This window comes from Microbulbifer sp., assembly GCF_036563125.1.
In the GTDB taxonomy this organism is placed as follows: Bacteria; Pseudomonadota; Gammaproteobacteria; order Pseudomonadales; family Cellvibrionaceae; genus Microbulbifer.
In genome coordinates this window covers 25,801-52,259 of record NZ_DATCMV010000179.1, presented here as the reverse complement: position 1 = coordinate 52,259, position 26,459 = coordinate 25,801, and the positions used below count along the sequence as shown (strand labels likewise).

The following is a 26,459-nucleotide window of genomic DNA, read 5'->3' as shown; positions in this document are numbered from 1 at the left end:
CGGCGGCGGCCACCGCAGAAACCCGCGAGGGGGCATCTGCAGTGGCCGTATCCAGCCGAATTTCACACGAAAGGGAAGGTTAAAATTTGCCGACCATGTTAATGAAGACACCCTGGCTGTCGTAATCCAGATCCGTCAGGTCGTCGGAGAAATCGGTAAAGTTATAACCGATACCCGCCTTGAAGTGATTTCCCATCTGGCGATACAGCGCCAGCAGCGCGCCGCTTCTGCGGTCGCCCGCTTCCGGCAGGTCGAGCACGCGGCCCTCCACCAACAAATCCCATTTATTCACGAAGTGCCAGTCGGCACGCATCACATACAGGTGCGCGTTACTGTCAAAGAACTCGGGGTTTTCACGCTCCATGCTCAACTGTCCCAGGCGGTAGGCGTACTTGGCGCCGAGCGTCCAGCGCTGGGTCAGGTCATAGTTGGTGTCCACCGAGAAGATATGACTCTTCTGCACAAACTCCACCGCACTGCTGGCGCTGCTGGAGGTCACCAGCACCTGGTCGGTGGTGGGCACATTGTAGAAGTAGGTGTACTTCAGCAGTGTATTCCAGCGGTCGTTCTCCACCGGACGGTAGGCATACCCCATCACGCCCTCGGTGTATTTGCCGTCGTAGAACTGCCCGGCGGAACTCTGGCTGTCGGAATAATTGAGCTTGCCAACCAAGCGCCAATCCGGGCTGATCTGGAAGCTCAGGGCATTTTTCAGCAGCCAGGTTTTGCGCTCATTTTCGAGTACAGTTTCCGGGTCGGTCAGCGTCTGCATATTGTCGACGCGGTATTCCACCGCGCTCGACACGCGCAGGTCGCCGTCGTTGAAGCCCATGCTGGCGCCCACGGCGCGGCGCTCGGTTTCGGCACCGGTGCGCGGGTCCTCGAGGGTACCCGCCTCAAGGGACGTACCGTAATTCCAGGTGTCACTGGGTGCCAGATCGACGCCAAGTGCGTGGGTAAGGCCGGTGGATACATCGCCGTGGGTATAGCGCTCTTCGCCGTAAATACTGGTGGTATCGGAGAAGCGACTGCGGAAGCCACTGTTCAGATTGCCCTTGCGCGCGCGCACACCGGTATCGGTGCGCTCGTTGTCGAGGGTGTAATTCAGATACAGGTTGGTGCGGTCGGTCACCAGGAAGTCGGTGCCGACACGCGCCGCGTTGCCGGTGTCGCCACCGGAAAGCTCGCTGTCCACGGTCAGGCGATCGCTGACGCGGTAGGCTCCGCCAAATCCGACGCGATTGTTTTCATCGCGGTTACCGGACAACTCTGCGGTACGCTGCACGAAACCGAACGCGTTCCAGTTGGCACCGGAATCGTAACCGGCCTGGATTGCTACATCGGTACGATCGCCCTGTTTCTGGGTGACCGGCACCACCGGTGACATATCCTCGCGGGAGTCGGAGCGGGCGGCGGCGGCGAGGCGCCAGCGCTCGCTCAGGCGGTAGCCCAGCTCCACATCGGTGGCGGAGGTCTGCAGGCCCTGCTGCTGTTCCTTGGTGTCCATTTTCAGGCCCACATCGAAACGCTCGCCGATGGGCAGGTTAACCACCGCGCCGTACTGCTCGGTATCGTAGGTCGCCAGCTGGCCCGGTGCGGAGAAGCCCGCATCCCGCTGCTGCGCATAGACGGACATGGAACCGCGCGCGCCCTCGAAGAAATCCCCCATCTGGATCGCGGCTTCAACCTTGTTGGCACCGGCCTTGGCATTCGGATCGATCGGATTGTCCTGGTTAAAGCTGTAACCGCCGTCCAGGGAAGACAGGCTTTCCAGGGTATTGCCCTGGCTTTCCGCCACTTCCACTTTCATCCAGGTACCGGCGCTCTTGCGCAGCGTCAGATCGACGCCGTTGAGTGACGATTCGTTGTCTTCCTCATCCTGCTGGCTCGCACTCACACCGATACGCACATGTTCACCGGCCCAGTACTGGGCGCGACCACCGAGGGCCAGGGTGTCGAGATCGTCAAAGCCCGGGGTGTATTCGTAGCGGGCCACCAGGTACTGTGGATTGCCGTTGTAGGAGCCGTCCTGCACGATCAGGTTGTCGTTGGCGATGGCGGACAGCGGGCGGTTCAGCAACACGCGCCCCTGGATGTAATCCACATCGTAATCGATCACCGGGGTGAGGTTTTTCACTCCCAGCACCAGGCCGGAGTTCTTGTCCCGCACTTCCACACGCAGGCGCTCGGAGCCGGTGAGGATATCCTGGTGGCGCAGGTAATAGAGGGAGCCACCGGTGCCCAGATACTCATCGCGACCGGCGATGGTGCCGGGCTCCGCACTGAAGGCGTCTATTTCGAAACGCTTGTCGCCGAAGTCGGTGACATCGTCGGTCTCGAAATGGAAATTGGCCCCGTACAGCGCGCGGTCGATATGCGCCAGTTCGTTGTCGGTATAGGACGCCTTGAAGTTACCCCACAGGCCGTAATCGTCGTAGTTTTCCAGTTTGATGAAAAACTTGCCGGAGGTCGGGGCATCTTCCACCACCGTGGAATCGTCGCCAAAGGTCGGGTAATAGAGATCGCTGTCCAGACGGCGGAACAGGGCGTCCGGCGTTTTTTCCATAAAGTTGCTGAACAGGTCGTCGATGGGCCCTTCTTCGGTGTCCGCGCTGGCGGACAGGCGCCAGCCATCACCAAAGCTGCCGCTGGTGTAAAACGCCAGGCGACCGTCGTAGCTCGCGGAATTGTCGTAGTGGGTCTGATCACCGGTAACCAGCGCCGCGGGGCCATTGGTGTCATCGCGGGCGATGGTGACATCGGCGATCCCCACACTGAACCAGTCGTCGCGATTGAACTCCAGATCCCGCAGGAACAGTTCACCGTTGCCCTGCTCGTCCAGTACCGCCACTTCCACGGTGTGCAGGCCCTTGGCAAAAATTTCCTCGGCAACGAAATCACCGTTGCTGCTCACGGGAATTTCGCGGCCCGCCAGCCACACACTGTGGTTTGCCGGAATATCCGCACCGTTCACCAGCACCGCATTGCCGCTCACGGGAATATGCTGCTCGGACAGGCGGTTTTCGCCATAGCCCACCAACAGTTCTTTTTCGGTGGTGTCTTCCTGTAACTGCGGTTCGAAGTTATCCACAAGCCACAGGGTCTGCGGACGGGTTTCATCGAAACGCTGTTTCCAGTCGTATACCCGCAACACGTATTTCAGCTTTTTCAGTGGCGCCTGGAAGCTGTCGAATTCCGCCTCCCAGCTGCCCTCGCCGTTCTGGTCCAGGGTGACCACCGCCAGCGGTGTGTCGCGCAGGGATTGCTCTTCCTCGAAAATACGCACTTCCGCGCGGGTGATAAACGAGGGGTAGTTGGTGTAACGCTTGAACTGCACGCGGCTCTCCACCAGCTCCGTTTCCGGATCGTCCGCGTAGCGGATGGTGCTGGGGAAGGCAGTGACGTTGAGTCGCGGTTGCATCGACTGGTTGTCAAAGCGGAACTGGATATTGGCATTTTCCAGGGCTACGTCGGTACAGCGCTGCAGGTCTGCGGAATTCTTGTACGGATCGTATTCCGGGGCACCGTCCACGGTGATGCGCATCAGGTTGAGGGCGTAGGGGTTGTGGGCCTGGGCCTCCTGCTGCAGCCGCTCGATTTCCAGCCGGTCCTGCTCCGCCAGCACCGCCAGCTCGTCGTACAGCACCTGCACTTCCACGCGCGCGCCGTCCATGTGGATAAACCCGGTCTGCACCACATCCTTGGACTCTACATAACCGCGCCCCTCAAACTCCACCTGGGTATCGTCCAGGCCGAGCTGCTGCTGCACCACTTGCATGGTCTTTTTCGCACGTGCAGACGACAGCCCCACATCGTCGCCGTAGACCATGGCTTCGCGGCGCTCCATGCGCTCGTTATCGCTGTAGCCGACAAAACTCAGGCGCACGTTCTGCTTGCCCGCCACCTCTTCCATCAGGCGCTGCATCTGCGCCAGCTGTGAACCGGAAATTTGCGGCTCGCCGTCATTCAGGAAAATCGGCGGCACGTCGCCGGTGGGCGATTCGTGGGCGATGGTGATAGTTTCCGCCACAGCGGATTCCGGACACGCCTGCACGCCGTCGGCGGCGGTTTCCAGCAAATCGTCGTACCAGAACTCCACTTCCACGCGGCGGTTCAGGGAACGGCCTTTGGCGGTGTCGTTGGCCGCGATGGGCTGGCTCGCGCCTTTACCGCTACTGGTAACCATATAAGCCGGCAGGTTCAGCTGATCCGCAACTGCCAGTGCCACCCGTCGCGCTTCCGCGCGCGACAGTGCCATCTGATCGTCATACAGCTCCGCCGGACCTTCCGGCAGCGGCGCGCCATCGGTGTGACCGACGAAGTGAATGGTGAGATTGGGTTTTTCCAGCAGGGTGTTGCGGACCTCCAGGATACGGCGCACAAATGGCGCCGGCAGGTCCACCTGCCCCGGCTGCAGACGCAGCGGCGACACCAGGTTTTTCAGGCGCGCGCGCTGGTCCGTGCCCGCGCTGTAGCGCAGCTTACACACGGTTTCCTGGCGGCAGACCTTGACCCGGTTGAGCTGCAGCGCCTCAGCGCGGCGCTGGGCGTCGCGGGCTTGCTGATCCTGCTCGAAATAGCGCAGCGTCAGTTCCACCCGGCGGTTCAGTTCGCGACCTTTTTCGGTGATGTTTTCGGTCAGCGGTTCGCCGTCACCGCGGCCCGCTACCACAATCGCCTCATCCGGCAGTTCCAGCGCAGTCTGGAAGTACTCCGCCACCAACTTGGCGCGCGCCTCGGTAAACGCGGCTTTATCCGCGTACTCCGCTTGCTGGTCCTCGCTCAGCGGATCGCTGTCGGTGTGACCGGTGAAAATCAGCTGCAGCTCGTGGGCGCCGCTCAGGGCCGCGAGCCTTTCCCGCAGCTGTTCGATCAGTGTCGGATCAATATCATCGCCCACCTCGCGGTATAGCAGCGGCGGCAGCGCATTGTTTTCCAGCACCGCTTCCTCCGGGGAGACAAACGATTCCGCATCCTGTACCCACAGCTGGCCGGCCGTTGGGATCAGGGTGGTTTCGGTGTTGCTGCCCAGTGGTTTGTCGGTGTAATCGCCGGTAGTTTCGATCTGCGGCGAGAGGCCGGGGATTTTTTGCCACCAGGAAATATCGCCCTGGCTTTCTTCCTGGGCGAGCGCCGAAGCACTCGCCAGCGCGACCATTACGATTGCTAATTTATTTTTAGACGGGCGAAACATCACCGGGCGCCTCCCTGATCATCACTTCCGATCATGCGGTTAACACTGCGTTTGAGCCCGTCCAGCACATTGCCACGCTCGGGCGGCGCGCCACGGCGCCAGAAAATTTCGGTTTCGATATTGAGCGGGTAGCAGCAGTTCAGTGCCGCCCAGTCCTCGGCGATGCGGGCCTTGATCGTCGCAAGGCGCTCGTCTACCAGCGACGGATCTTCGTTTTCCGCCAGGTAGGACAGGCGCAGCACCGACGGTGCCTCCTGCAGTCGCTCCAGTAAGAGTTCGGTGCGCGAATGCCACTGCGGACGCAACTCGCTGGTACCGGGTTCGAAGACCGCTTCCGCCAGATCCAGACGCACGACACGGTGCAGGCTGGTACCGAAATTGAACTCCAGCATCTTGCCTCGGGTCGCGCGCTGCACCCGCGGGTTTTCCGTGGTCAGGCGGTAGCCGCTCGGCAGGCTGCGGTCGTCCAGTTTCAGCACGAAGTTGGAACCGCGATCCGGGTTAGGCACCGCCGCACAGGTGATATGGAAACGACCGTGTGCATCGGCGGTGGCCTTGAGACCGTTGGCGGTGACCACACGCGCTCCCGGCACGCCGCCCTCACCCGCGTCCTGGTAACCGTTCAGGTTTTTATCGTCGAACACCTTGCCGATCACATCGGTACAGTCGAAGGTCGGGTCCGGTACCACGCGCACGGTGGCCGACGCCTCGCCGGACGTCTGCTGGCCGGAGAGTTCGTTGAACATGCGCGCGCGGTTGATGTACTCGCCCTCGCCCACACCGGAGCCCACCACCAGCAGCAGTTTCATGCTGTGGGTCTGCTCCGCCTCGGCGCGCAGGTGCGGCCACTGCAGTTGCAGGCCGTTTACCACCGGCTCTACCGGTTCGCCATCCAGGTTCGCGGAACCGGCCACATACTTGAAGCCCGCGGGGAAGTAATCCACCAGCTGCAGATCCGTGAGCGGCACCGGCAGCGAGTTGCTGAAGGTGATTGTGTAGGGCACCAGCTGGCTGCGGGTCACATTCAACATGGCCGCAGTTTTGGTCAGCGCGAGCGCGCCTTCCAGTTGCGGGTCCAGCGCAATGTGGTTGTTGAACAGCTGGCTGCTGCCCGGCTGGTTGCTGTCATCGAGGTTTACACGCAGGTAGTAATCGGTTTCGCTGCTGCGCGCATCCAGGTCAATGGAGGGCGGCGCTACTGACAGCTGCACCTCACAGTGGTCCGGCGTGCCCGGGATCCTGTCCGCGGCACTGCCAAGGCACGCGGCCACATCGAAACTGCCGGTATCCACGCCAGTCTGCGGCGGAATGATCTGCGACGGGCCGGAGACGTAATCTGCGCTCGGCACGTCCACTTCGATCAGGTAATCCGCATTTACCGCACAGGCCGCACTGCTGAAGTTCACATCGAACTTGTAGAAGCCGCCGGTGAGGGTGACCTGGTTCTGCTGCTTGGGATCATCAAAACAGCTGTCCGGCAGCGGCTGGCCACTGGACGCACCCAGCAAGCGTACACGGGCCCCGTTGACCGGCGCGCGCAGTACCGAATCGTAGATCACCCCGTTTGGTGTAATCGGCAGATTCAGGTTCTGCGGGTTGCTGCCGGAGGCGATATAGATATCGCGGATCTGCTGCGGACCATTGGTGTAGTCAGAGCTGGCGGTGCCGAGGGAGGCCGTGGTGCCCACAGCGTTCGGCGCCAGGTAGCGCAGCTCGTAGCTGGCGCCGGCCATGTTTGCGCCATCCATATTCGGCACCAGACCACCGAACTGGAAGTAGCCGTTGGCATCGCTCTGTGCGGTTTCCAGCAGCGCATTGTTGAAGTACAGCTGTACGGTCCAGTTGCTGAGCAGTAGCTCATTGGTGTCCGCAGTTTCGCTGAAATCCACATCGTGCCACAGGTAACCGCTCAGGTTGGCGATGCCCGGGGTACCGCCGATATCGATGGAAACGCTGGCCTCGTTATACATCGCCGGGTCGTTCCACTGCACCTGTGCGGTGTTCACCACGGTGGTGCCAATGGCGAGATTCGGACCGAGCCGCGCCTGGAAGCGCAAGGTCAGGAATTCTCCCGGCTGCAGATCGCCGTAATTGGTGCTGTAGTCAACGGTAATCAGCGATCCATTGACGCTCACACCTCCCGCTTGACCGTTTACCCGTGCGGAATCAGCCACATAAGTGAGTACACCGTCACCGGCAGTAAGCAGGTCATCCTGAATAAGGATAAGGCTGGCCGGCACACTACTGATATTGGTAACCCGCACCAGGTATTCCAACACCTTGCCGGATTCCGCATCGCCGCCGCCCACTACGGCCACTTCCTTGGTAATGGACAGCTGCTGCGCATCACCCACCACAACCTCGGTAGGTTGAGCGCCGTTGCTGCTATTGCCATCGGCATCGGTGAGGGTGAGCGGCAGTTCCACACTGGACACGCTGCCCTGGTTGCTGATGATGGTGCCGCGTGCGGTGTCGGCGTTGACCATCACATCAAACACGATGGTCGCGGTTTGAGCGCTGGTGATCACACCCTCGCCGGTCGCGGGCAATGGCGGGGTCAGATCATCACTGCTGATCGCAAGTCCACCGGCCAGCGGCGAACCACCAGCGGCATCGGCCACATCCAGGCCGTTCAGCTTGGTGCTGTTGGCCACATAGGTGGTGTCCGCCGGGACCAGGTCGACCAGGCGAGCTTCGCTGGCATCCTTACCGCCCATGTTGGTTACGGAGATGGTGTAACGCAGCACGTCTTCCGGATCCACGATACCCACGGTCATATTGTCCACCGCGAGTTCCACGGTTTTGGTAACCACCAGCAGCGGTACATCACCGACGATATCGATCGTCGGATCGTCCACCGCGCTGGTCGCCGGATCGTCGGAGGGACGCTCAGCGAATGCGCCACTGCCGGCGCCGTCACCATTGGCAAAGCCCTGGTTGGAAATGAGGGTACCGTCGTTTACATCGTTGATCACAACATCGAAGGTAATCACCACCGGTGCCGCGCCCTCGGCGGCAGCGCCGACAAAGCCGCTTTCTGCACCCGGAGTCTGGATGCTGATACCACTGGCAAGCGCGGTGGAACCACTCACATCCGCAATCTGCACACCATTCAATGTGGTGGAGTTCGCCACATAGGTGGTGTTGCCGGGCACCAGATCGCGCAGCACGGTATTGATGGCGTCTTCACTGCCGGTATTTTCCACCGTCAGCGTGTAGCGCAGGCTGTCGCCCGGGGCCAGCATATCGGCATCACCGGTCAGATCCTGCGAGGTTTTCTGTATCTTCAGCCACGGCGCGGAATGGATCAGCGTTTGCGTCGGGTCCTCAATGCCGCCCACCAGCGGATCGTCGCTGGAAGCGAACACCACATCACTCATGCTGAGCTGGGCCTGGTTGAGCACCACGGTGCCGCTGGTGATCACCGGCACCAGATCCACATCGAACACCACGGTGATGGTGTCACCCGCGTCACCCGCTTTGGCGATGGCGAGACCGGTCACTTCCAGCAGTCCGCTACCCTGTGCACCGCCGTCGCCAATGACACTGGCGGTTGCGCCAGCCGGCACGGATACATCCCGCAGCGAACCGGTCTGGAACATCGCCTTGGCATTCAGCCGATCCAGTTCGTCGCGCAGCACGAATGCATCCAGCGCTACGTCGCTGACGTTCTGAATCTCGATGCTGTAGCGCAGTTGATCACCGGGGCTGGCGTTGGCACCGGACTGTCCGGTGGTGACATTGAGCACCGACTTGCGAATCTCGAGGATGGCCGACTGCACCGTGAAGGTGTGACTGTCCTCGTGATCGACCACACCCGGGGTGCCATCGGTCAGCGTGCGCTGGTAGGCAAAACGCTCGCTCGTGGCCGCGCTGGCACTGAACCACTGGGTAGCACCGGCAATATTGGTGAGCGTAGTGTCATTGATGTTATCGCCATCCAGCGCCACCTGATAAACAACAATCAGCTGATCGCCCGGGGCCAGCTCGTCATCGCTCTGCAGGGTTGCGGAGAATTCGCAGGTGGGCGTGCCGGCAACAAAGCTCACCGCAAAATCACTGGCGTTCAGGGCAATACTGGCACCGCCCGCCTTCTGGATTGCCGCCGACTGAATAACCGGCTGCACATCGCACAGACCACCGGGATCCGGATTCGGCAGCCAGTCGGTCAGGGTGACATTCCACGCACTGGCACTACTGTTGTTCAGCACCGTGAGGGTGAAGTTTTCCGGGGTGCCCACCTTGATGGTCGCCGGTCCGGTTTTTTCCACCACCAGTTCCGCGTGCACGATGGTCACCGCATTGGCGTCGCCGCCGGTTGCCGGATCGTCTCCGAGGCGGGTAACACCGTTGCTGTAGTCGTACCAGGCACGGTTAACAAAAGGATCGGTACGGTTCTGGTTGTTGGCGGTATTCAAAACCTCAACCGTCACCTGTACCTCGACCTGTGCACCGGCCGGAATATCAAGGCCGCCACTGGTGTCGGAAAGCACCAGATTATCGGCGGTGCCGCTGTTAGTGAGCGCATTACCACCGACAACTGTCGCCGAAACAAAGGCGAGGTCCACGCCGGTTGCGGAGAGGTTATCCATGATGCGCACGTCTTGCAGCGCAACATCCGCGGGCACTTCAGGCACCGTGAGGGTGTAGGTCAGCTGTTCGCCGATGGCTACGGTGGACTGGGTAGTGGCTTTGCTCAGCACGCCGGGTACCGGCGTAGTCAAGTTGAACGTCGCAACCGCCGAAGGGCCGTAGTCCTCACGCCAGTCCACGGCGCTATTGGCCGGTACCTGGTCGTTGTCGAAGGAGAAGTAACGGGTGACCTGTGCGCTGTTGGTCAGGGTCAGGCCCGCACCGAGATCGGCATCGCCGGTTACCTGATACACCACACGCAGCGTGTCACCGGCGGGAATCGCCGCGTTGGCAGCCGGGTCGAAATCCCAGGTAACCGTGCCAGTAGCCGGATCAAACGTCGGTGTCAGGGTGATGCTGGTGCCTGCGTTAACCAGGGTCGCACTCTGCATGCTGACGCCGGCGTTGCGCAGTCCTACAGGCAACACATCTTCCAGTACTACATCGTAGGCCGGTGCGTTTCCGGTATTTGTGATATCGACGGTGTAAGTCGCGGCCTCACCAGACTGGATTACGGTATCGCCATTGATGGCGGTTACGGCAGACTTGCTCACCGTCAAAAATGGCTGCAGCGCATTGACGGTGGCACCGGTGGTCAGCGGTGCGCCTGGCGCACTGCCCACCAGGTAGTTCAGGGTCACGACGTTATTCAGTGCCTGCGTAGTGGGCTGCTGGGCCAGTGCATCACCATTCAGCACCCGCGCGCGGTAGGTGATGGTGACGAAATCGTTGGTATCGTCGCCGTCCACGGGGTTGGTGACGGTGCCCAGATCCCAGGTAATGGTGCGCTGGTCCGCGCTTACCGACGGCGCGGGCGGCGTGGTGGCCGCAGTGCCGAAGAAGTCTGCACTCAACACGCCGACAAATGCCATTCCCTGGGGCAGCGTATCTTCCAGCACCAGACCATTGTGGGTGCCTTCCACCAGATCAAGTTTCAGCTGGTAATCGACGGTATCGCCCACCCGCAGGTTGCCATCATCGTTCCAGCTGTCTGTCTGCCGGGTTTTCTGCAGGTCGATGTCGTAATCCACACCGAAACCGCTGGTGTCGCCGCTGCAATAAATATTGGGTGGCGTCACGCTGGGACAGCCGGCACCGGTACGCTCGCGGTCACCGGTATAAGTGCCGGACAGCGAGGTCCAGTCGACCAGTGCGCTGTTGACGATATCCGCAGCGGTAATGGTGTTCACATCGGTCTGGTAAGTGAGCACCAGCACGCTGCCCGCGGGTATCACCACGGAGTTATCGCCATTGTCGCGACCCCAGGTCAGGGTGTTGCCGCTGATCGAGGGGGTCGCGTTGAACCCGACAAGTGCGCTGCCATCGATTTGTGCGCTGCTGGAGCCATCCACATAACTCAGCTCTGCCGGCAGCACATCCGCAATGTTGGTATCGAAGGCAGTCGCATCACCATTGTTGGTGATGGTGAGTGTGTACTCCAACACATCGCCGGTGGCCGCTGGCTGACCTGGATCGCTCAGGTTGGCCACGGCTTTCACCACCGACAGGTCCGGTTCCACCACAGTAAATTCAGCCGGCGCGCTGCTACCGCCATCCACCGCCACGCCGCCGGCCTGGTAGGTGTAGGCCGCGACATTGCCCACCGGAGTGGCACTGGCGCTGACGTTCTGGGTATTCGCCACCCAGGTGGTGACGGTGATCACCGCCTGCTGCCCCGCGGGAATATCGCCGATCGCCCAGCTCAGGTCCTGGCCGCTTTGCGTGGTGGTCACAGCAAGCGGGGCACCGTTGAGTTGCACAGTGGCATCGACGTACTGCAGAGCCTGACTCAGGGTGTCAGTTACCGTTACCCCGCTCAGGACGCCATTCACCGGAGTGCCGGGCACGGTGATGGTGTACACCACTTCTTCACCGATGGTGGCCTGGGTTTTGGAAACGGTTTTGCTCGGTGCCTCGACCTGGAAGTTATTGGTCATCCACACGCTGTCGGAGGTCACCGGGTTGATCGCGACATATTCACGCGCGTCCGCTGCGTCCAGAGACTCGCGGGACCAATAGGCCTCGACGGAGGCGGCGTTGGACCAGACCTGGTTGGGGGCAATGTCGGTGTAAAAACCGATGTTGTAGTCGATAGTGACGCAGCTGCTCGGGGCCAGCGCGACATTCAAGGTGAACTGCATCTCGCCATCGCGCGCAGCGGGGGCGGTGTAACTGAAGTCCGCCGCACCCAGCGCAGCGCCATCAATGGCCACCGCGACATTGTTAAGCGTGCCCTCGTCGAGTTCAGCCGGCAGGTCGTCATGCAGCGTGACCCCGTACGCAGGCGCGTCGCCAACGTTACAGGCCTGCAGGGAAAACTGCATGCTGTTGCTGGCAATATCCACCAGATAGGCTGTCGCTGCGGACTGGCCGTCGCCGACAATGGCACCGCTTGCCGGCAATACCACACCGGTCTTGGTCAACTCGTTAATCTGCGGTTGCAGCACTTCGACACTCGCGGTCGCGGGCGCTGTGGTCGCCGCTGCACCGGAGGCATAGGTGTAACCCAGGGTGGCCTGGTTGTTGAGTACCGTCGAGGTCGGCGTGGCCGCGGGGTTGTCGCCCGCACCGTGCTGCACCCGCGCGCGATATACGATCACGAACTCATCGTTCGCCGGATTCTGATCTGGCGCGTTGGTTACATCGCCCAGATTCCAGCTCAGGGTGCCGGTCTGGTCTGCAGCTGGCACATTCGCCGCTGGAATATCGGAGTATGAGAAGACACCCGCTGCGGCGTAGGGCGCGGTGGCTGCGCCATTGATGCTCACCACATCCACAAACGCCAGCCCGGGATCGAGTAAATCCGTTACGACCACATTGCTATTCAACCCTTCCGGCAACGTGAGGGTCAGCTGGTAGGTAATGGTGTCACCGGCGCGGGCGGTGGTTTGCGCGGCGGGGGTAATGTCACCGTTCCAGGTGTCGCTGATGACGGTCTTGACGATGGCCGCGTTGTCGACGGACGGCATGGCCAGTTCATCGGCAATAAAGTAATTGTTCAGAGCACTGGTATCCGGTGCATCGTTGCCAGTGCGCTCTTCGACGTCAGAGCCGTCCAATGAAGTCCAGTCGGCCGCGATACTGTTGGTCAGGTCACCGCCATCGACACCGCTCACTTCCACCTGGTAAACGAGCGTCAGGGTGCCCCCAACGGGAATATCCAGCTCCTGTCCGCTACTCCGGCCCCAGGACAGCACATCGCCGCTGACTCCCGGCGCCACCGCAGAAGCAATGCCACCCAGTGTGATCTGGGCACTTCCGGGCACCAGTGTCTGCCCGGCGCTAAGGGTATTGATGATCGAGAGGTCGTAAGCCGTGGAAGTACCGTTGTTGGTCAATGCCACGGTGTACTGCAGCACATCGCCGCCATAGGCAGTGCTGCCGCCGCGCGAACTATTCACCACGCTGCTAGTTGCGACCAGATTTGGCTCGACCACGGTCAGCGGGGCAGTAGTATCGGCCGTCCCCGCGCCACTGCTCTGAGCACCGCCCTGGGTGCGGCTGTAGGTGTAGCTGGCGGTATTGGTGAACTGCACGGTATCCTGGTTTTCCATGCGGTTCTTCAGGCGCACCTGCACGGTGACTTCCGCCTGCTGGTTCGCGGGAATATCCAGACCGGTAATTGGCTCCACCAGTACCAGACTGTTGGCGCTACCGGTATTGCTCAGGGTATAGCTGGTGCCATTGACGAGGGCATTGGCGCTGACCAGATCGAGATTGGAAGGCAGCTGGTCGCTCACCTGCACATCGTAAAGCGGCGCTGGTACGGTGGTTGCCGGAATCAGAATCGTGTATTCAAAAAGCTCACCGATCGCGACCTGGGTAATGCCGGAGGGATTCTGCTTATCCAGGGCTCCCGGTGAAATAATTACGATGTCGGTGGGATTGATCGGATTCCCCTGAGGGTCCGCCTGGTTGACCACACCATATGCATCATTGGGATCATCACTCAGGGCAAAGAAAGCAGTACCGCTGGTATCCGCATCCTGGGCGTCCATGCGCGCCTGGTTGCTCACCACATCATTGGTGTTCAGCGAGCTCAGGGTATTCACCTCGAATTCCACCGCAATGGAGGACAACGCCGAACCCGGCACCACATCCAGATCACCAGTGACGGTCAGTAAACCGGCTGCATTGAAGGTACAGCTCGCCCCGGTCGGGCAGGTTCCTGCAACTACCTGAGCGGAGGAAAAATCAAAGCTGCTCGCATCCAGCTGATCGGTAATGGTGACGTTGTAGATGTTTTCATCGAGATTGAACAGGCGCAGGCGGTAACGCAACCGATCACCCGGCGCGGCCGATGCTGTCGGCGACTGGCCGGTAGTCACATTGCTGACGGTTTTTTCGAAGTAGTAACCGGAGAGCGCCGCGGTAACTGTTGCCACATCCTGCTCGTCATCGGTACCCGGGGTACCATCGGAACGCACCCCGGTGTATTCAATGCGGTCATTATTGGTAGAGAGATCGTTGTACCAGGCCGTCGCTGCCGCCACGTTGCTCAGCACGTCCCCATCCACCGGGGCTGTGCTAGACGAAACATCATCCAGCTGGCTGGTGTAGATGATTTCCAGCACCGCATTGGGGGCGAGAGCGCCTGCATCATTGAGCAGTTTGATGGTCAGCAAACCGGCGCCAGCGCCGGCGCCGGAGTTATAACTGGCCGTGAAGTGCGTCCCCTCGGTGAGGGTGACTCCTCCCATGGTCACACTCTGCAATACCGGATCGGACTCCCGCATGCCCACCGGCAACAGATCCTCAATCTCGATATTCCACGCCGGCGATCCACCCACGTTCTGCACGTTGATGGTGTAAGTGGGGGTATCGGCAAAGTTGATTGCGGTTGCATCGGTGGTTTTTGTCAGCAGCAGATCCGGCGCGGAAATGCTCAACAGCTGGGCAACGCCGTTTTCACCGGGCAGAGGATCATAGAAGGTGCCATCGATATAGCGACCAAACTCCCAGGTTGCGGTGTTGGTAAAGGACTTGCCGATGCTGTTGAGCGCCGTATTGTCCAGTACCACTTCCAGCTCGATATGAATCTGCGCACCAGCTGGCAGGATTGATGGATCGTTTATCTGGAACGTCAATACGCCCGGTGAATTTGGGTTACCGCTGTTGCTGTAGGAATACGCAGCGGGCGACATGGGCGTGGTCGCGCCACTGGTGTCCTCATAGAACAGGCGGACATCCAGCAGATCCAGGTCGACCCCGAGAGCGGCTGCAGACAGGTCATCCTGGATGGTGATGGCCTGGATGTTGTTCAGAGAGCCGGAATCCTGCAGTACGGTACCGGTCACCGGGTCAAACAACACCGGGATGTCCAGCGTGTAGACAAATGGCACCCCAATAGATACCGAAGTAATCGGGCTACCCGCCAAATCGGTGGCCTGCTTCTCGATTTTTTCAACCGGGATAACCAGGTTCTGACAGCCTTCACGCACGGTGCTGAAATCAGAACCGTTCACCGCCCATACCGATGCCTTGCCTTCAACGTTGGCACAGGCGAAGTTACCGCCGAAACAGACGTTATCAAAAATAATCAGGGTACCTGAGGGGACGCCGGCGAAGTTCAGCGTTGATTCCAGCGGTACATCACAGGAGAAATTCTTGACGGTACAGGAACGGTCGATGGACAGCTGATCCGCGGGCGCCATGGTGCGGTTAGAGCCATCGGTGGTGGTGGCGTAGGGGCCATCAATCAAGCAACCACTGGGGTTCCCCGGGCTGCCGGGTGGGGTGGAATCGGTGGCGAAGTCGGTGGTCTTGAATGAAGCCGCCACCGCCATCTGCGCAAATGCGAAGGACAAGAAAACTGCGAGCAACAGATTGCCCAATTTTCTGAGCGCCTTAAATTCGGAGCGCTTTGCAAGACCTTCCAGGTTTGCCTTCGAGGAATTCAGTCCGTTCACATCTGACATCATTGTTAGTTTTCTGCCGCAATTCGGGTTTAAAGCTCCGGATACGAAGCTCTTGAGCACCTAAACCGTACACACACTGCCCGGTGATGCGACTCTAACGATATGAAGGGAACAGGGCCGTGAAGCAATTCAAAATAACTGCGTCAGGGATGGAACTTTTTGAGCTTTGCCAAACGGTTCTCAGGCAAAGTTAAGGTAATTTCTTAAGAAAAGCGCAACCGCCCGGGCTAATGCCCGAGCGGTTGCTTTTACTTGCGCCGGTTACGCGGCTGGCAAGAAATCGATCGGATACAGGATAGTGATGGTCGGCACCCCGGCCTTCTCGCCAAAGTTGAACCGCTCCACCCGCTCTATGATCTGTGCATTGAGCGCCGGAGAATCCATATCACTGCTCTCAACCTTGGCCAGTGATACGGAGCCATCAGGCTTGATGGTAATACGCAGCACCATCTTGCCCTGCAGCGCCGGATTGTTGCGCAGTTCGCGATTGTAAATCCGGTAGAGCGCCGACTTGTAGCGGTCGAACACAATCTGGATCTCCTCGTCGGTACGGGAAGGGCCCATACCATCGCTGAGCGGCCGGTCTTCACCAGCGAAGTCGCCCTCGGTACCGATTCCACTGGACACCCGCGAGAAGCTCACACCATCCAGGGCGGTACCCACTCCACCAGCGTTACGGCTGAGCGCTGCGGTGTTTATACCATCGGAGCCGGATTTTGCCGCCGACGCGATAAGTGAGCGCTGACTGCGACTTTCCTGCTTACCAGCGGTACTCAGCTGTGTCTGCGGGCCTAGGCGGTTATCCAGATCGTCCTGAATCAGATCCTGGAAATTGTCCTTGAACGCCAGAACACCGGTACGCTCCACCTTCTCGCGCACCTGGGATTTTTTCTCATTCGAAGCCTTGGCCTCCTGCTTGGCGACTTCCTGCTTGGGCTTCTCAGGCTCTTTCTTTTTCTCCTCGGGCTTCTGCGCTACCGGCTCAGGCGGCTTGGGCTTGAGTTTTTTCGCCAGTACTAGCTTTGCCAGGCGCTCGGGCACCTCTACCACCTCGTCAGCATCCGGCTCAGGCAGCTGCCATACATGGATACCAAAGCCGAGGAAGAAGGCCAGCAGCAAGCACAGCAGCACACTGATGCGGAATCGGCGATCGTCTTCGCCACGATTCCACGGCATGATTGCGTCACGGAAAGCGGAAGCACCCAGCTCGCGCGAGACTTCGTACTCGTAGTGAACATCCTCTTCTGCCTGGCGAATCTCCCGGAACTCTGCATCCAGATCGAACAGATCATCGCGGCAGTCTTCCATCTGATCCTGCAGCTTGCGCTTGCGCTCGTGCAACAGATCGAGATTGGCGTTATAGATACTGACGGTTTTCTGCAGGCGGTGAATCAGCGCTTTTGAGGCATCCTGTCTGTAATGCTCCGCCCAGAACAGATCGCCGGCACCGGCCTCTTCGAGCTTACCGAGGCGATCGGAAATTTCGTCCAGCAACTGGTGCTTGGCCTCATCCCGACGCAGCGCATCCAGCTTGCCATCAACCTGACCGTACTCGCTTTCGAGCGCGGCCAACTGCTGGCGAACCACTTCCTGCTTCGCTGTCAGTGCCTGTTTTTGTTGATGAAAATTATTCACAAACGCTCACTAACTCTGAGATGCTTTTTGAATGACCGCCAGGGAAATGCGTGTATATCCGGCATTGGTACAGCTGGACATGACCTTTTTCAGCACGCTGAACGGAACACCGCGGTCCGCGAGGATATTCACTTCCGGCGGTTCCTCCAGCAGTTCCGCAGCTTCCGCAGTGACGTCCTCACCTGCGGCGGCACGCTCTGCCAGCGCAGCCTTGGCCTCCTCCAGCTCTTCGCCAGCTATGGTCATGGCCTTGCCCACTTCCTGGATCATCGCCTGCTGAATGGCCTCGATTACCAGCTCTTCACTCTGGAAAAGCTCCTCGGTGGTCATCACCGGTTTGGCCTCGATCAGCACCTCATCATGGGTGACCATCAGGGTGACGGTTTCCCGCGGCTTGGATTCAACGATGGAGTCCGGCAGGGTGATGACCTTCGGCGCCTCAATGGCTTCGTTGCTGGAACTGTTGGTCAGCAGGAAGAACACCAGGATGGTGAACACATCCATCAGCGATGTGAGGTTCATGCCTGGCGTCTTGCGCTTGCGGCTGCGCGCCATGCGCTTCATGCGTCTGCTTTCACGTTTCACGGCGCGTCTCCCAGGGAAATATCGGGAAAGAGTTCCATTGTTTCAGGCTTTGCATCCGGCTCCAGCACAGCCCCCTCTTCCGGCGTCGGCATGACATTGGCGCTACGCACAGTATCCATCACGCCTACCAAGTGCTCGTAGGCCACCTCCGGCTCCATCAGCAATGTGGAGTCGGATTTGTCCGGGTAAGTCTGCTTGATCCGGATCAGGTACTCGCGCAGCTGCGCCAGGTCGTACACCTCCGCCGTCGGCGGGATAATAGGCTTTCCGTATTCGTCGAGCGGTACTTCAGTTTGCGCCTCAGCAACTTCGTCGCCTTCTTCCCGATTCAGGTTGGGGAAGCGCGCCACGACTTTGCTGCCGTCACTGATCTCCAGCACGTCTTTGCGCACTACAACTTCCAGTGTCACACCAGGATCGTCCGCTCCACCACCGGCTCCAGTGGGCATATTGAGCTCGAGAATGGTCACCCGGGAAAACACTGCGGATACCAGCAGGAATGGCACCAGGACCACCATCAGATTGAGGAAGGCGGTGATGTCCAGCTCCGGCGCTTCTTTGGATCTGCTGTGACGCCTGTTTCTCATTACACAGTTTCCGGTTTGGAATTTTTATCGGTGCCAGCTGCCACAGAATCCGCCTTCTTCTGTGCCTGCTGAGTCTGCTGCACATCGCGGTTTACGGGCTTTTCCGCTACGGTGGTTTGCTCATCCTGTGCTGCGTCGCTGCGGCGACGGGTACCGGAAGACATGATGTTGAGCGCCTTGACGGACACCATTTCCAGACTGTCGACGATCTGGCCGGTGAGGGAGTTGAGCAGTGCATGTACGATCAACAGCGCAATACCCACCATCAGGCCGAAAGCGGTAGTGTTCATAGCCACAGAGATACTGGCGGAAAGCAGGTCGGCTTTTTCCGCTGGGTTGGCGTTGGCTACCGCGGTAAAGGCTTCAATAAGGCCCATGATGGTACCGAGCAGACCGAGAAGGGTAGCGATGTTGGAGCCGAGTGCCACGTAGGGGGTGCGCTTCTCCAGTTGTGGAATGGTCTCCATGATGCTTTCTTCCATCGCGATTTCGATGTCCTCGCGACGACGTACGGCGCCCTGACGCTCGAGACCCATGGCGAGCAGGCGGCCCACACCGGTGTTGTCGTCCTTGACGAGATTACGCGCGCGGTCAAAGTCGCCAGTGTTGAGCACCGGCTGCAGCTTTTCCCAGGCGGCACGGTTGGTGTGGCGCTCGTAGACGAGGCGGATATAGCGTTCGATCGCTACCGCAGCACCGAGCGCGAATACCACCAGAATGGGGTACATAAATGCACCACCAGTCTGAAAAAACGCGATTACGCTGTTCAAGAAATCCATCATTTGCCCTCTTGGTTTTCTTTCTCGGGTCCGCGGCTTTTTCCGCTTTGCCTGGTTTTGACCTTAGCGGTCGTTTTTTGGTTAAAAATTAAATTAATCTTCGGTGAGGCTGAGCTGGTAGAACTCAAGCTCCCTTGAAAAGACTTCCTTATCCAGTGGCTGCAGCCTCGGGTCCAGCAGGCTGGAGTTGAGACCGCTTTCCACCCCTACTTCCGAGCTTTTCCACGGAACGATGTAAAGTGATTTTGGCGCTTCTTTGTTGCCAATAATCGAAATGCCGGAGAGCTCCTTCACTTCCTTGTCGACCTTGGCCTCACCGTCCTTCTGATCATCCTGTGCGATAGCCGTTGCTGCCGTCATCAACAACGCAAGCATTGCCAGCTTTTGCTTTTTACCGCCCATCAGTTGGCTCTCCGTTTGAGGTCCGTTACCCAGATGGCAACCTTGGCATCTTCAGGTTGATATTTCAGGTACTGTTCGAATTGTGCGAGTGCACAATTCACATCCTGAAGGTAGAGGTCGCACAGGATACCCAGATTTTTGATCAGTGGCAGATTTTCTGGGTGCAGTCGTAGCGATTCCGCGTAGGTCTTTTTGGCTTCATCGAAACGGCCCTGGCGGCGGTAGAGAACAGCGAGTTCGTTGCTGGCTACCGGATCCAGGGGCGCCGCACGCAGCGCCTGCAGGAAAGCTTCCTCTGCGTGCTTTTCATCGCCAGTTTTGTAATAGGCGATACCGAGATTGACGTAGGGCGCAGAAAGGCGCTGTTCGCGCTCGACTACGCTCAACAGCAACTCGACGGCTTCCGGGTATCGTTCGCCCTGCAGGTATTCCACTGCCTGCAGGAAGTCGCGGTTGACACTGCCAGAAACTTTTACGCTCATGGGGTCGACCGGACGGTTTGAAGTTTGCGGACCACTGGCACAGGCGCCAAGCAACAGCAATAGCGCACCGACAGATACACGCAGTAGATTTCCGCGAGTGAGGATATGGTTCATCACCCCTGGTCCTCCTCGGATTCATTTTCAGCAATGATGGTTTCCGGCGCTTGCGACTCAGGTTGCCCTGCTGGCTCACTGCTGGACTCTGCGGGCGCAGGAGCGATGCTTTCCGGCACCTGCTGCTCCACCACCTGTTGTGCTGGGATCGACTCATCCGGGGTTTGCGGTACCGGCACTATGGTCATGACGATATTGTCGGCATCCTCCGGGCGCTCATATCTTGCGGGCACCAGACCCGCGAGCTGGTCGATACTCTTCGCCACCCAGTTGTTGTAAATGCCCGCGACCATCAGACTGATGTTTTTCTCATGTACGGAGATGGCGCGCTCTTCGAACGGATAGATCTGCTCTTCCAACGCCAGCTCGTAATCCTCCAATTCCACCGCGTCGAGGTTGGTCGGGCGTTCGGATTCCTTCAGGGCTTGGCTGAAGTGGAGATAGATCTCACCAAGGTAGTAAGTCGCCGCGGCAGTGACGTCGGCCACCTGATAATCGATCAGGTCGGTAAATGCGCTGGTAGCGGCCTGCATGCGGGTGCGCTTGGTATTCAGATTTTGCTCCAATGGCGCGACCAGGGCGATTTCCGCAAATGACTCGAACTTGGGCTCGGCCAGCTTGAGCGCGGCATTACCCGCGAGGTAGCGAGTGCGGTCATTGCGCTCGTTGCCGCCACGCAGCTCGATACGCACCATCTCATCCAGGGTATTGAAGTAGGCCTTCTGGTTGCCACTGTTGAGGTAGATATCAGCAATTTTCTGCCGAGTCTCCAATGCGGGCTCCATGGGGCGCGGGAACAACTGGACATAGCGATTGAGGGCCGCCAGCGCCTTGTCGTAACTCTTGGCTGCGCTGTACAGATCCGCGGCCTGGGTGAGCGCTTCGCGCCGCACATCGTCGTCTTCCGATTCGCGCTCGATACGCTCGAACTCGGCCGCAGCCAGCAACAGTTGGCCGCTCTCCTGGTATACCACCGCAAGCTTTTTGGTGACTTCCTTTTGTAGCTCGTGCTGCGGGTGATTGCTGCGGAAAGCCTTTAGCACATCGGCCGCACGAGCCCAGTTTTCCAATTGGATCAGGGACGCCGCAGCGTCGTACTCGGCAGTGGCAAGAATACTCGCACCGGGGGCGGCATTGCGGATACGCAGGAAATGCTCCGCAGCAGCCAGATGGTCTTCGGCTTTGCGCGCCTGGTCGCCCTGTTGGTAAATGGCACCGGCCAGGTTGTCTACCAGATCGGGGCGGTCCTTGGCATCGACCGCGGTCAGATTCAGTGCCTGGCGATAGCCGGTTTCGGCATCGGCATAGAGCTCGGTGTCAAACGAGGCGTGGGCCACAAGAATCCACGCGGAGCGAATGATCTGCTGGTCCGCCGCCGGGAACTTCTCCAGCAACATGCGGCCATTCTGGATGGCCTCCGGGTAACTCTTCAGTTTGTACAGATCGTCCACGGCACCCAGCAGGATCTGCGGGGCCTTGCTGTGCTGCGGGAAGGTTTCCGCAAAGGTGAGGGACGAACGGATAATTTCCTTCTGTACCGCTGTCTTCTCCGCGGTACGACCATTGGCAAGGTCGATTTTCAGGTGTTCGCGGTAGGCGAATACCGCAGCGTACCCCGCCTCGCTGGCATTTTCGTTGGTGGCGTGACCTCGGTAATTGTACGCAGTGCGCTCGTACTCGACTGCGGCATTGAGGAAATCCTTGTTTTCCAGCATCAGGCCGGCGAGCTGGTAGTTGATTTCCGGCGCCTTGGGTTTATCCGCAAAAGAGCCGAGATAACGGCGGTACCAGTGAATGGCCTCGAGGTAATTTTCGCTCCGCTTCTTGGCGAACTCTTCATCCTTGGGCTTCACGTTCTGGTAAGCGGCGTGGTAGTGGCTGGCCAGGTCGATCAGGTTGGTCTGCAGGAATTCCACCACGGTGGAGTATTCCTGAATATCGAACACGGTCCAGTACTGCGCATCGAGGGCGTAGGTATTGGCGAAGGCTTTTTTGGCATCCAGCACCAGCCGCGGGAACCCGCCCTTCTGGTAGATTTCGATTACGCGGATGGAGAAGTCGGGAGCTACCTTGTGCAGCGGGTTGCGCGCCACAAAGGCGTTGTAGGACTCCGCGGCATCCTGATAGCGGCGCTTGTCGAGATAGTACTCACCCAGGTGACTGTACACGTAGGACTCATAGTCCCGCGCACCCTTCTGGGTAAAGTATTCCACAATGGATTCCGCACCACCGAGATAGGAGAAGCTCAGGCTGATAACGCGGAAAGTATCCTCGATATGCTTGCGTTCGGTCTCGTTGGTCTGCTGTTCGAAATCGTAGCCCTGGTCCACCTTGTAATCGAGCATGCGCACGAAATCGTCGAGCGCCATCTCGTACATATCCTGCTTGAACAGTGCCCAGCCACGTTTATAGACCGCCAGTTCGTAGAAACTTGAGCCCTCTCCCATGTCGACAACACGGCCATAGGACTCTTCCGCATCGAGATACTTCTTGCGGGTGAAGTAGTATTCACCGAGGCGAAAATAGGACTCGTCCAGATGGCGGGACGCGGGGTACTTGGCTACCAGCTGGCGCAGGACCACGACGGCCTCTTCTATCTCGCCGGTCTCCTCGTAGGCCCGGGAGAGCTGGTACATGACCTGGTCATTGCGCTCGTACTGCGGATACTGCACCAGCAGTTTTTTATACAGCTCGATGGCTTCGCGCGCGTTGGCAGCGAGCAGTGCGTCAGGATTATCGCCAGCATCGGCACCACTCTCCAACCCGCTCAGGTCCACAGCGCCACTGGCGCGGGACTCGAAGTCGGACTGGCTCTCTGCGTTGGAATTCGCAACGCTGCCAAGAGCAGCTTCAGAAGTGTTCGCGCTGGCGACTATACCGGTAACTTGCGGTGCATCCAGGTCGGCGCGCGCCGCCGTTGTCTTTTTGCTCGCGAGCTGATTTGCCGCCGCGACATCCGCGTCCGACAGAATGCGGGTTTCGGTGTTGCGCGGCAGTATGCCCTCTTCCGCACGGTGCGCCTGCTTGATTTTCAGGTCGGCGATACGCCGGATGGCTTCCGGGGTGAGTGCGGTTTCCGGGGTTTCCTGCAGGTATTTTTGGTAACTCGCCAGCGCTTTTTCCAGGCTGCCATCGATGTGGGTTTCCTGAATCTTGATATCGACCTTCTGCAGGCTGCCGATGGTATTGCCACTGTTGCTGGCACAGGCACTGAGCAACAATGCGGCAGAGGCCACAGTCACCAGGCTTAGGGTATTCACGGGCAGGCAGAGCCGCTTTTTGTACATAGGCCGCTTATTCATCGCTGGCGGATTCCATCTCTTGCTCTGGCGCTTCCAGTTCTGGCGGATTGTCCGTGGGCAGCGGTTCACCATCCGGGTTTACCGCAGGCTCAGATTCTTCCGGCTCCGACTGTTTCAGTCCCTCTACCTGCTGCTGGTACTGCTCAACCTTGCGGGCATCGGCGCGCTGCTCCTGCAACTCATTGGCGCGGTCGTAACTGTCGGCCAGGGCAAATCGGGCCTTGATCTGGTAGCTCTCCAACTGGGAACGGCGCTGATCCAGCTCGTTAATCGCCAACTGCTCGAGCATGCGTCCCTGGCGCGCCATCAACTGGTCGATGCGATCCTGGGCGCGATTGAGGCCGCCGCGCAGGCTGGCAATCTGGTCGGCATACCCTTCATAGCTGTGGGTGGCGGCCTGACGACTGCGTACGTAGCGCTGGTAGGTTTCCTGCAGGGTGGCGACGACGATATCCAGCTCCTGCAGGTGCTTGTAGGCTTCTGTCAGGCGCTCATCGAACTCGCGAGACAGTTGAAACTTCAGCACCCCTTCGAGACGGGCGACGCGCGCCTCGGTCTCTTCGCTGTTGAGGCTGGGGTTATAGGCAAGGATTTCGCGAATCTGCTGCAGGATCAGACGGGATTCAGTCTCGTCGCTTTTGGCCAGCAGTTCCGGACGGCGATTTATCAGCAGGTTCTCGATACGGGCAGCAAGGCGCTGGCGCTGCTCCAGACGCATCTTGATGCGGGCGTCGACCTGGCGGAACTGCACATCCAGCCCCGGCAGAATCGGCTCGTAGTAACCGCGCCGCAGCGCAATGATTTCCTCAAAGGAATCCAGGCTCTGCAGCCAATCTTTGTTGCGCTCCAGCAGGTCGTTCAGATCCTGGTAATTGCGCAGGAATTCCTGATAGTCGTTGGAGGCCATCAGGTCCAGCAGGTAATGGGTTTCCGGGGCATCTGGCAGCTTGCGCAGTTCCACCACCCAGTTTTTGACCTGGCTGGCTTCCTTGCGGCGCAGAGCTTCCAGCAGCTTGCCTTCGCGGATACTTTGGATGGACTGGGTCAGCACGTCGACCTGCGCTCCGAACAGATCCAGAGCATGGCCGTAATTTACTGCCGCGGTACTGTGCACATCCAGCTTGCCGTAGGCATAGGGCACCGCGAGCATCGCTTCCTGAACCGCTGAATTGGTGGGCTGGCGCTCGGCCAGCAGCTGCCAGGGTACCAGCGCGCGATCATAACGACCCGCGTTCGCTTCCACCCAGCCGGCCCCCAGTAGGGCCTGATTGGAGAAGGGGCCGGAGAGTTGAACGCGGTCAAAATACGTACGTGCGCGCTCGTATTCCTTGGCTTCCATCAACTGGAAGCCAAGCAGCAGATTGGTTTTATCCTGCAGCGCGCCCATGGCATCGTCGCTACCGGCGTTGCGCCCGAGGCCGTCCAGCTCCAGCACACCCTTTTCTGTATAGCCCGCCTTCAGCAGTGCGATACCCAGGTTGTACTCCACAAAGCCTGCCAGGGACTTCTCACCCTTAAGGTCTTTCAGCAGTGCCACCGCTTCTTCGAAGCGCCCCAGCTGCATGTAAACCCGTGCACGCAGGAACTGTTCATCTGCACGCACACGCTCGGGTACCCGTCCCTCGATCAATTCGAGTGCATGCAGGGCATCGGCAAACTGTTGCTTATGATAGTGAATCTTGGCCAGGCGGAAGGCGGCTTCGTTTTTGATCGGCTGCGGCACATTGCCTTTCAGCACCTGCTCCATCGCGCGGCCGGCATCCCGGTGCATACGATAGGAAAGCTCCAGATCCCCTACTGCAAATTCCGCCTGCCCGAAATGCAAACTGAACGGATCCAGTTCCGGGTCATCCAGCAGGCGAAACTGTTTGAGCTCAGTATCCAGCTCGGTGATCGCGTCGAAATACTTATCCTGATGCGCATTGAATAGCGCCTCACCGAAAAACAGATCGCGCAGCTTTTCGGTGTGAAGCGCCTCGGGATCGGGATCGACAGGGGCTTTGGCCTGCACAGCAACGGCGCACAGCGCAGTCAGCGCTGCACCGGCAATCGCACTGGCCAGACGTGAATTCATGCTTACCAGTCCTTGAAGTTGATAGCGGACTGGTTGCCGGCAATCTGGATCTCAACGAATTTGGGCCCCACGGCCTTGTCAACGCTGTAGCTGGCGGTCGCGCGATACTCTTTGCCGGATTTGGACTTCCCGAAATAGGTCACTTCCAGGGGATGCGCGCCGGTCTGCACATTGGCGGTATGAATTCGCTGTACACCGCCCAGCTGCAGGGCTTCGATTTCACGGTAGGTGTAGAGATGGTGGGCGACAATCTGGTTGTCGAGCTTGATCTCGATGGATTCCAGGCTGAACTCGCTGCTGTCGGGCAGCGAGACAAACAGGGCCACTTGCGTGTTGGAAGGGAACAGCAGTTTTTCTTCAAGACGATTGAGTTCGGACGTAAGACTGATTACATCTTTCTTCACATCCTGAATCTGCTCGTCGAGGCCACGGATTTCTTCGCGACTTACCTGACTGGCCTCTTGCGCATTGGACACCGCCGCCAGCATCAACAGAACGGCGGCCATCAGAATTCTGTACATATCCCTTTTTACCTCGAACCCCAACCCTTAACTGGTCAATTAATCACCGACCATAAAAACCCGACCTACGTCGGAGATGAGTACTCAGCGGAGGAGATTGTATTGCAAGCAATACGGGGGGATATGTGAGGCGCTTCAAAACTCGCGCACAGAGTTGGATAAGAATTTTTTCTTAAAATTCAAAGGCAAAGAGGAAAAAGCTCGATAATGTGACAGGATTCACTACCACTAAGC

The 26,459-nt window shown here is 59.1% G+C and carries 11 protein-coding genes; all 11 read right to left on the bottom strand.

Features of this window, described 5'->3' with window-relative positions; translation table 11 throughout:
- Nucleotides 1-79: 79 nt before the first annotated feature.
- Nucleotides 80-5,158 (bottom strand): OmpA family protein, encoded by a 5,079-nt coding sequence (locus VIL80_RS15235; protein ID WP_332036947.1) that lies wholly within the window; start codon nucleotides 5,156-5,158, stop codon nucleotides 80-82.
- A 35-nt stretch (nucleotides 5,159-5,193) separates the two neighbouring features.
- Complete coding sequence (locus VIL80_RS15230; RefSeq protein WP_332036946.1) at nucleotides 5,194-15,633, bottom strand: beta strand repeat-containing protein; 10,440 nt, start codon at nucleotides 15,631-15,633, stop codon at nucleotides 5,194-5,196.
- A gap of 372 nt (nucleotides 15,634-16,005) precedes the next feature.
- Complete coding sequence (locus VIL80_RS15225) at nucleotides 16,006-17,379, bottom strand: AgmX/PglI C-terminal domain-containing protein (RefSeq protein ID WP_332036945.1); 1,374 nt, start codon at nucleotides 17,377-17,379, stop codon at nucleotides 16,006-16,008.
- A 9-nt stretch (nucleotides 17,380-17,388) separates the two neighbouring features.
- A complete protein-coding gene (locus VIL80_RS15220; protein WP_332036944.1) occupies nucleotides 17,389-17,964 on the bottom strand; it encodes an ExbD/TolR family protein in 576 nt (191 codons plus the stop codon).
- Entirely contained in the window at nucleotides 17,961-18,551 is a 591-nt protein-coding gene (locus tag VIL80_RS15215; RefSeq protein WP_332036943.1) for an ExbD/TolR family protein, read from the bottom strand. Before VIL80_RS15215 ends, VIL80_RS15220 begins: the two co-directional genes overlap by 4 nt.
- The gene (locus tag VIL80_RS15210; RefSeq protein WP_414684575.1) at nucleotides 18,551-19,333 is read right to left on the bottom strand and encodes a MotA/TolQ/ExbB proton channel family protein; all 783 of its coding nucleotides are present in this window, start codon (nucleotides 19,331-19,333) and stop codon (nucleotides 18,551-18,553) included. The genes VIL80_RS15215 and VIL80_RS15210 overlap by 1 nt, the downstream gene beginning before the upstream one ends.
- A gap of 90 nt (nucleotides 19,334-19,423) precedes the next feature.
- Nucleotides 19,424-19,732, bottom strand: a complete 309-nt coding sequence (locus tag VIL80_RS15205) for a hypothetical protein (protein ID WP_332036942.1) — start codon at nucleotides 19,730-19,732, stop codon at nucleotides 19,424-19,426.
- Complete coding sequence (locus VIL80_RS15200) at nucleotides 19,732-20,328, bottom strand: tetratricopeptide repeat protein (protein WP_332036941.1); 597 nt, start codon at nucleotides 20,326-20,328, stop codon at nucleotides 19,732-19,734. The genes VIL80_RS15205 and VIL80_RS15200 overlap by 1 nt, the downstream gene beginning before the upstream one ends.
- The gene (locus VIL80_RS15195) at nucleotides 20,328-23,588 is read right to left on the bottom strand and encodes a tetratricopeptide repeat protein (protein ID WP_332036940.1); all 3,261 of its coding nucleotides are present in this window, start codon (nucleotides 23,586-23,588) and stop codon (nucleotides 20,328-20,330) included. Before VIL80_RS15195 ends, VIL80_RS15200 begins: the two co-directional genes overlap by 1 nt.
- Nucleotides 23,589-23,622: 34 nt before the next feature.
- Complete coding sequence (locus VIL80_RS15190) at nucleotides 23,623-25,704, bottom strand: tetratricopeptide repeat protein (RefSeq protein WP_332036939.1); 2,082 nt, start codon at nucleotides 25,702-25,704, stop codon at nucleotides 23,623-23,625.
- 2 nt (nucleotides 25,705-25,706) lie between these two features.
- The gene (locus tag VIL80_RS15185) at nucleotides 25,707-26,225 is read right to left on the bottom strand and encodes a hypothetical protein (RefSeq protein ID WP_332036938.1); all 519 of its coding nucleotides are present in this window, start codon (nucleotides 26,223-26,225) and stop codon (nucleotides 25,707-25,709) included.
- Between the last annotated feature and the right edge of the window lie 234 nt (nucleotides 26,226-26,459).

Excerpts from the sequence above, each read along its gene's own strand:
- VIL80_RS15235 (WP_332036947.1), bottom strand. The coding sequence starts at position 5,158 with ATGGTCGCGCTGGCGAGTGCTTCGGCGCTCGCCCAGGAAGAAAGCCAG.
- VIL80_RS15215 (WP_332036943.1), bottom strand. The coding sequence starts at position 18,551 with ATGAGAAACAGGCGTCACAGCAGATCCAAAGAAGCGCCGGAGCTGGAC.
- VIL80_RS15210 (WP_414684575.1), bottom strand. The coding sequence starts at position 19,333 with ATGATGGATTTCTTGAACAGCGTAATCGCGTTTTTTCAGACTGGTGGT.
- VIL80_RS15205 (WP_332036942.1), bottom strand. The coding sequence starts at position 19,732 with ATGGGCGGTAAAAAGCAAAAGCTGGCAATGCTTGCGTTGTTGATGACG.
- VIL80_RS15200 (WP_332036941.1), bottom strand. The coding sequence starts at position 20,328 with ATGAACCATATCCTCACTCGCGGAAATCTACTGCGTGTATCTGTCGGT.
- VIL80_RS15190 (WP_332036939.1), bottom strand. The coding sequence starts at position 25,704 with ATGAATTCACGTCTGGCCAGTGCGATTGCCGGTGCAGCGCTGACTGCG.
- VIL80_RS15185 (WP_332036938.1), bottom strand. The coding sequence starts at position 26,225 with ATGTACAGAATTCTGATGGCCGCCGTTCTGTTGATGCTGGCGGCGGTG.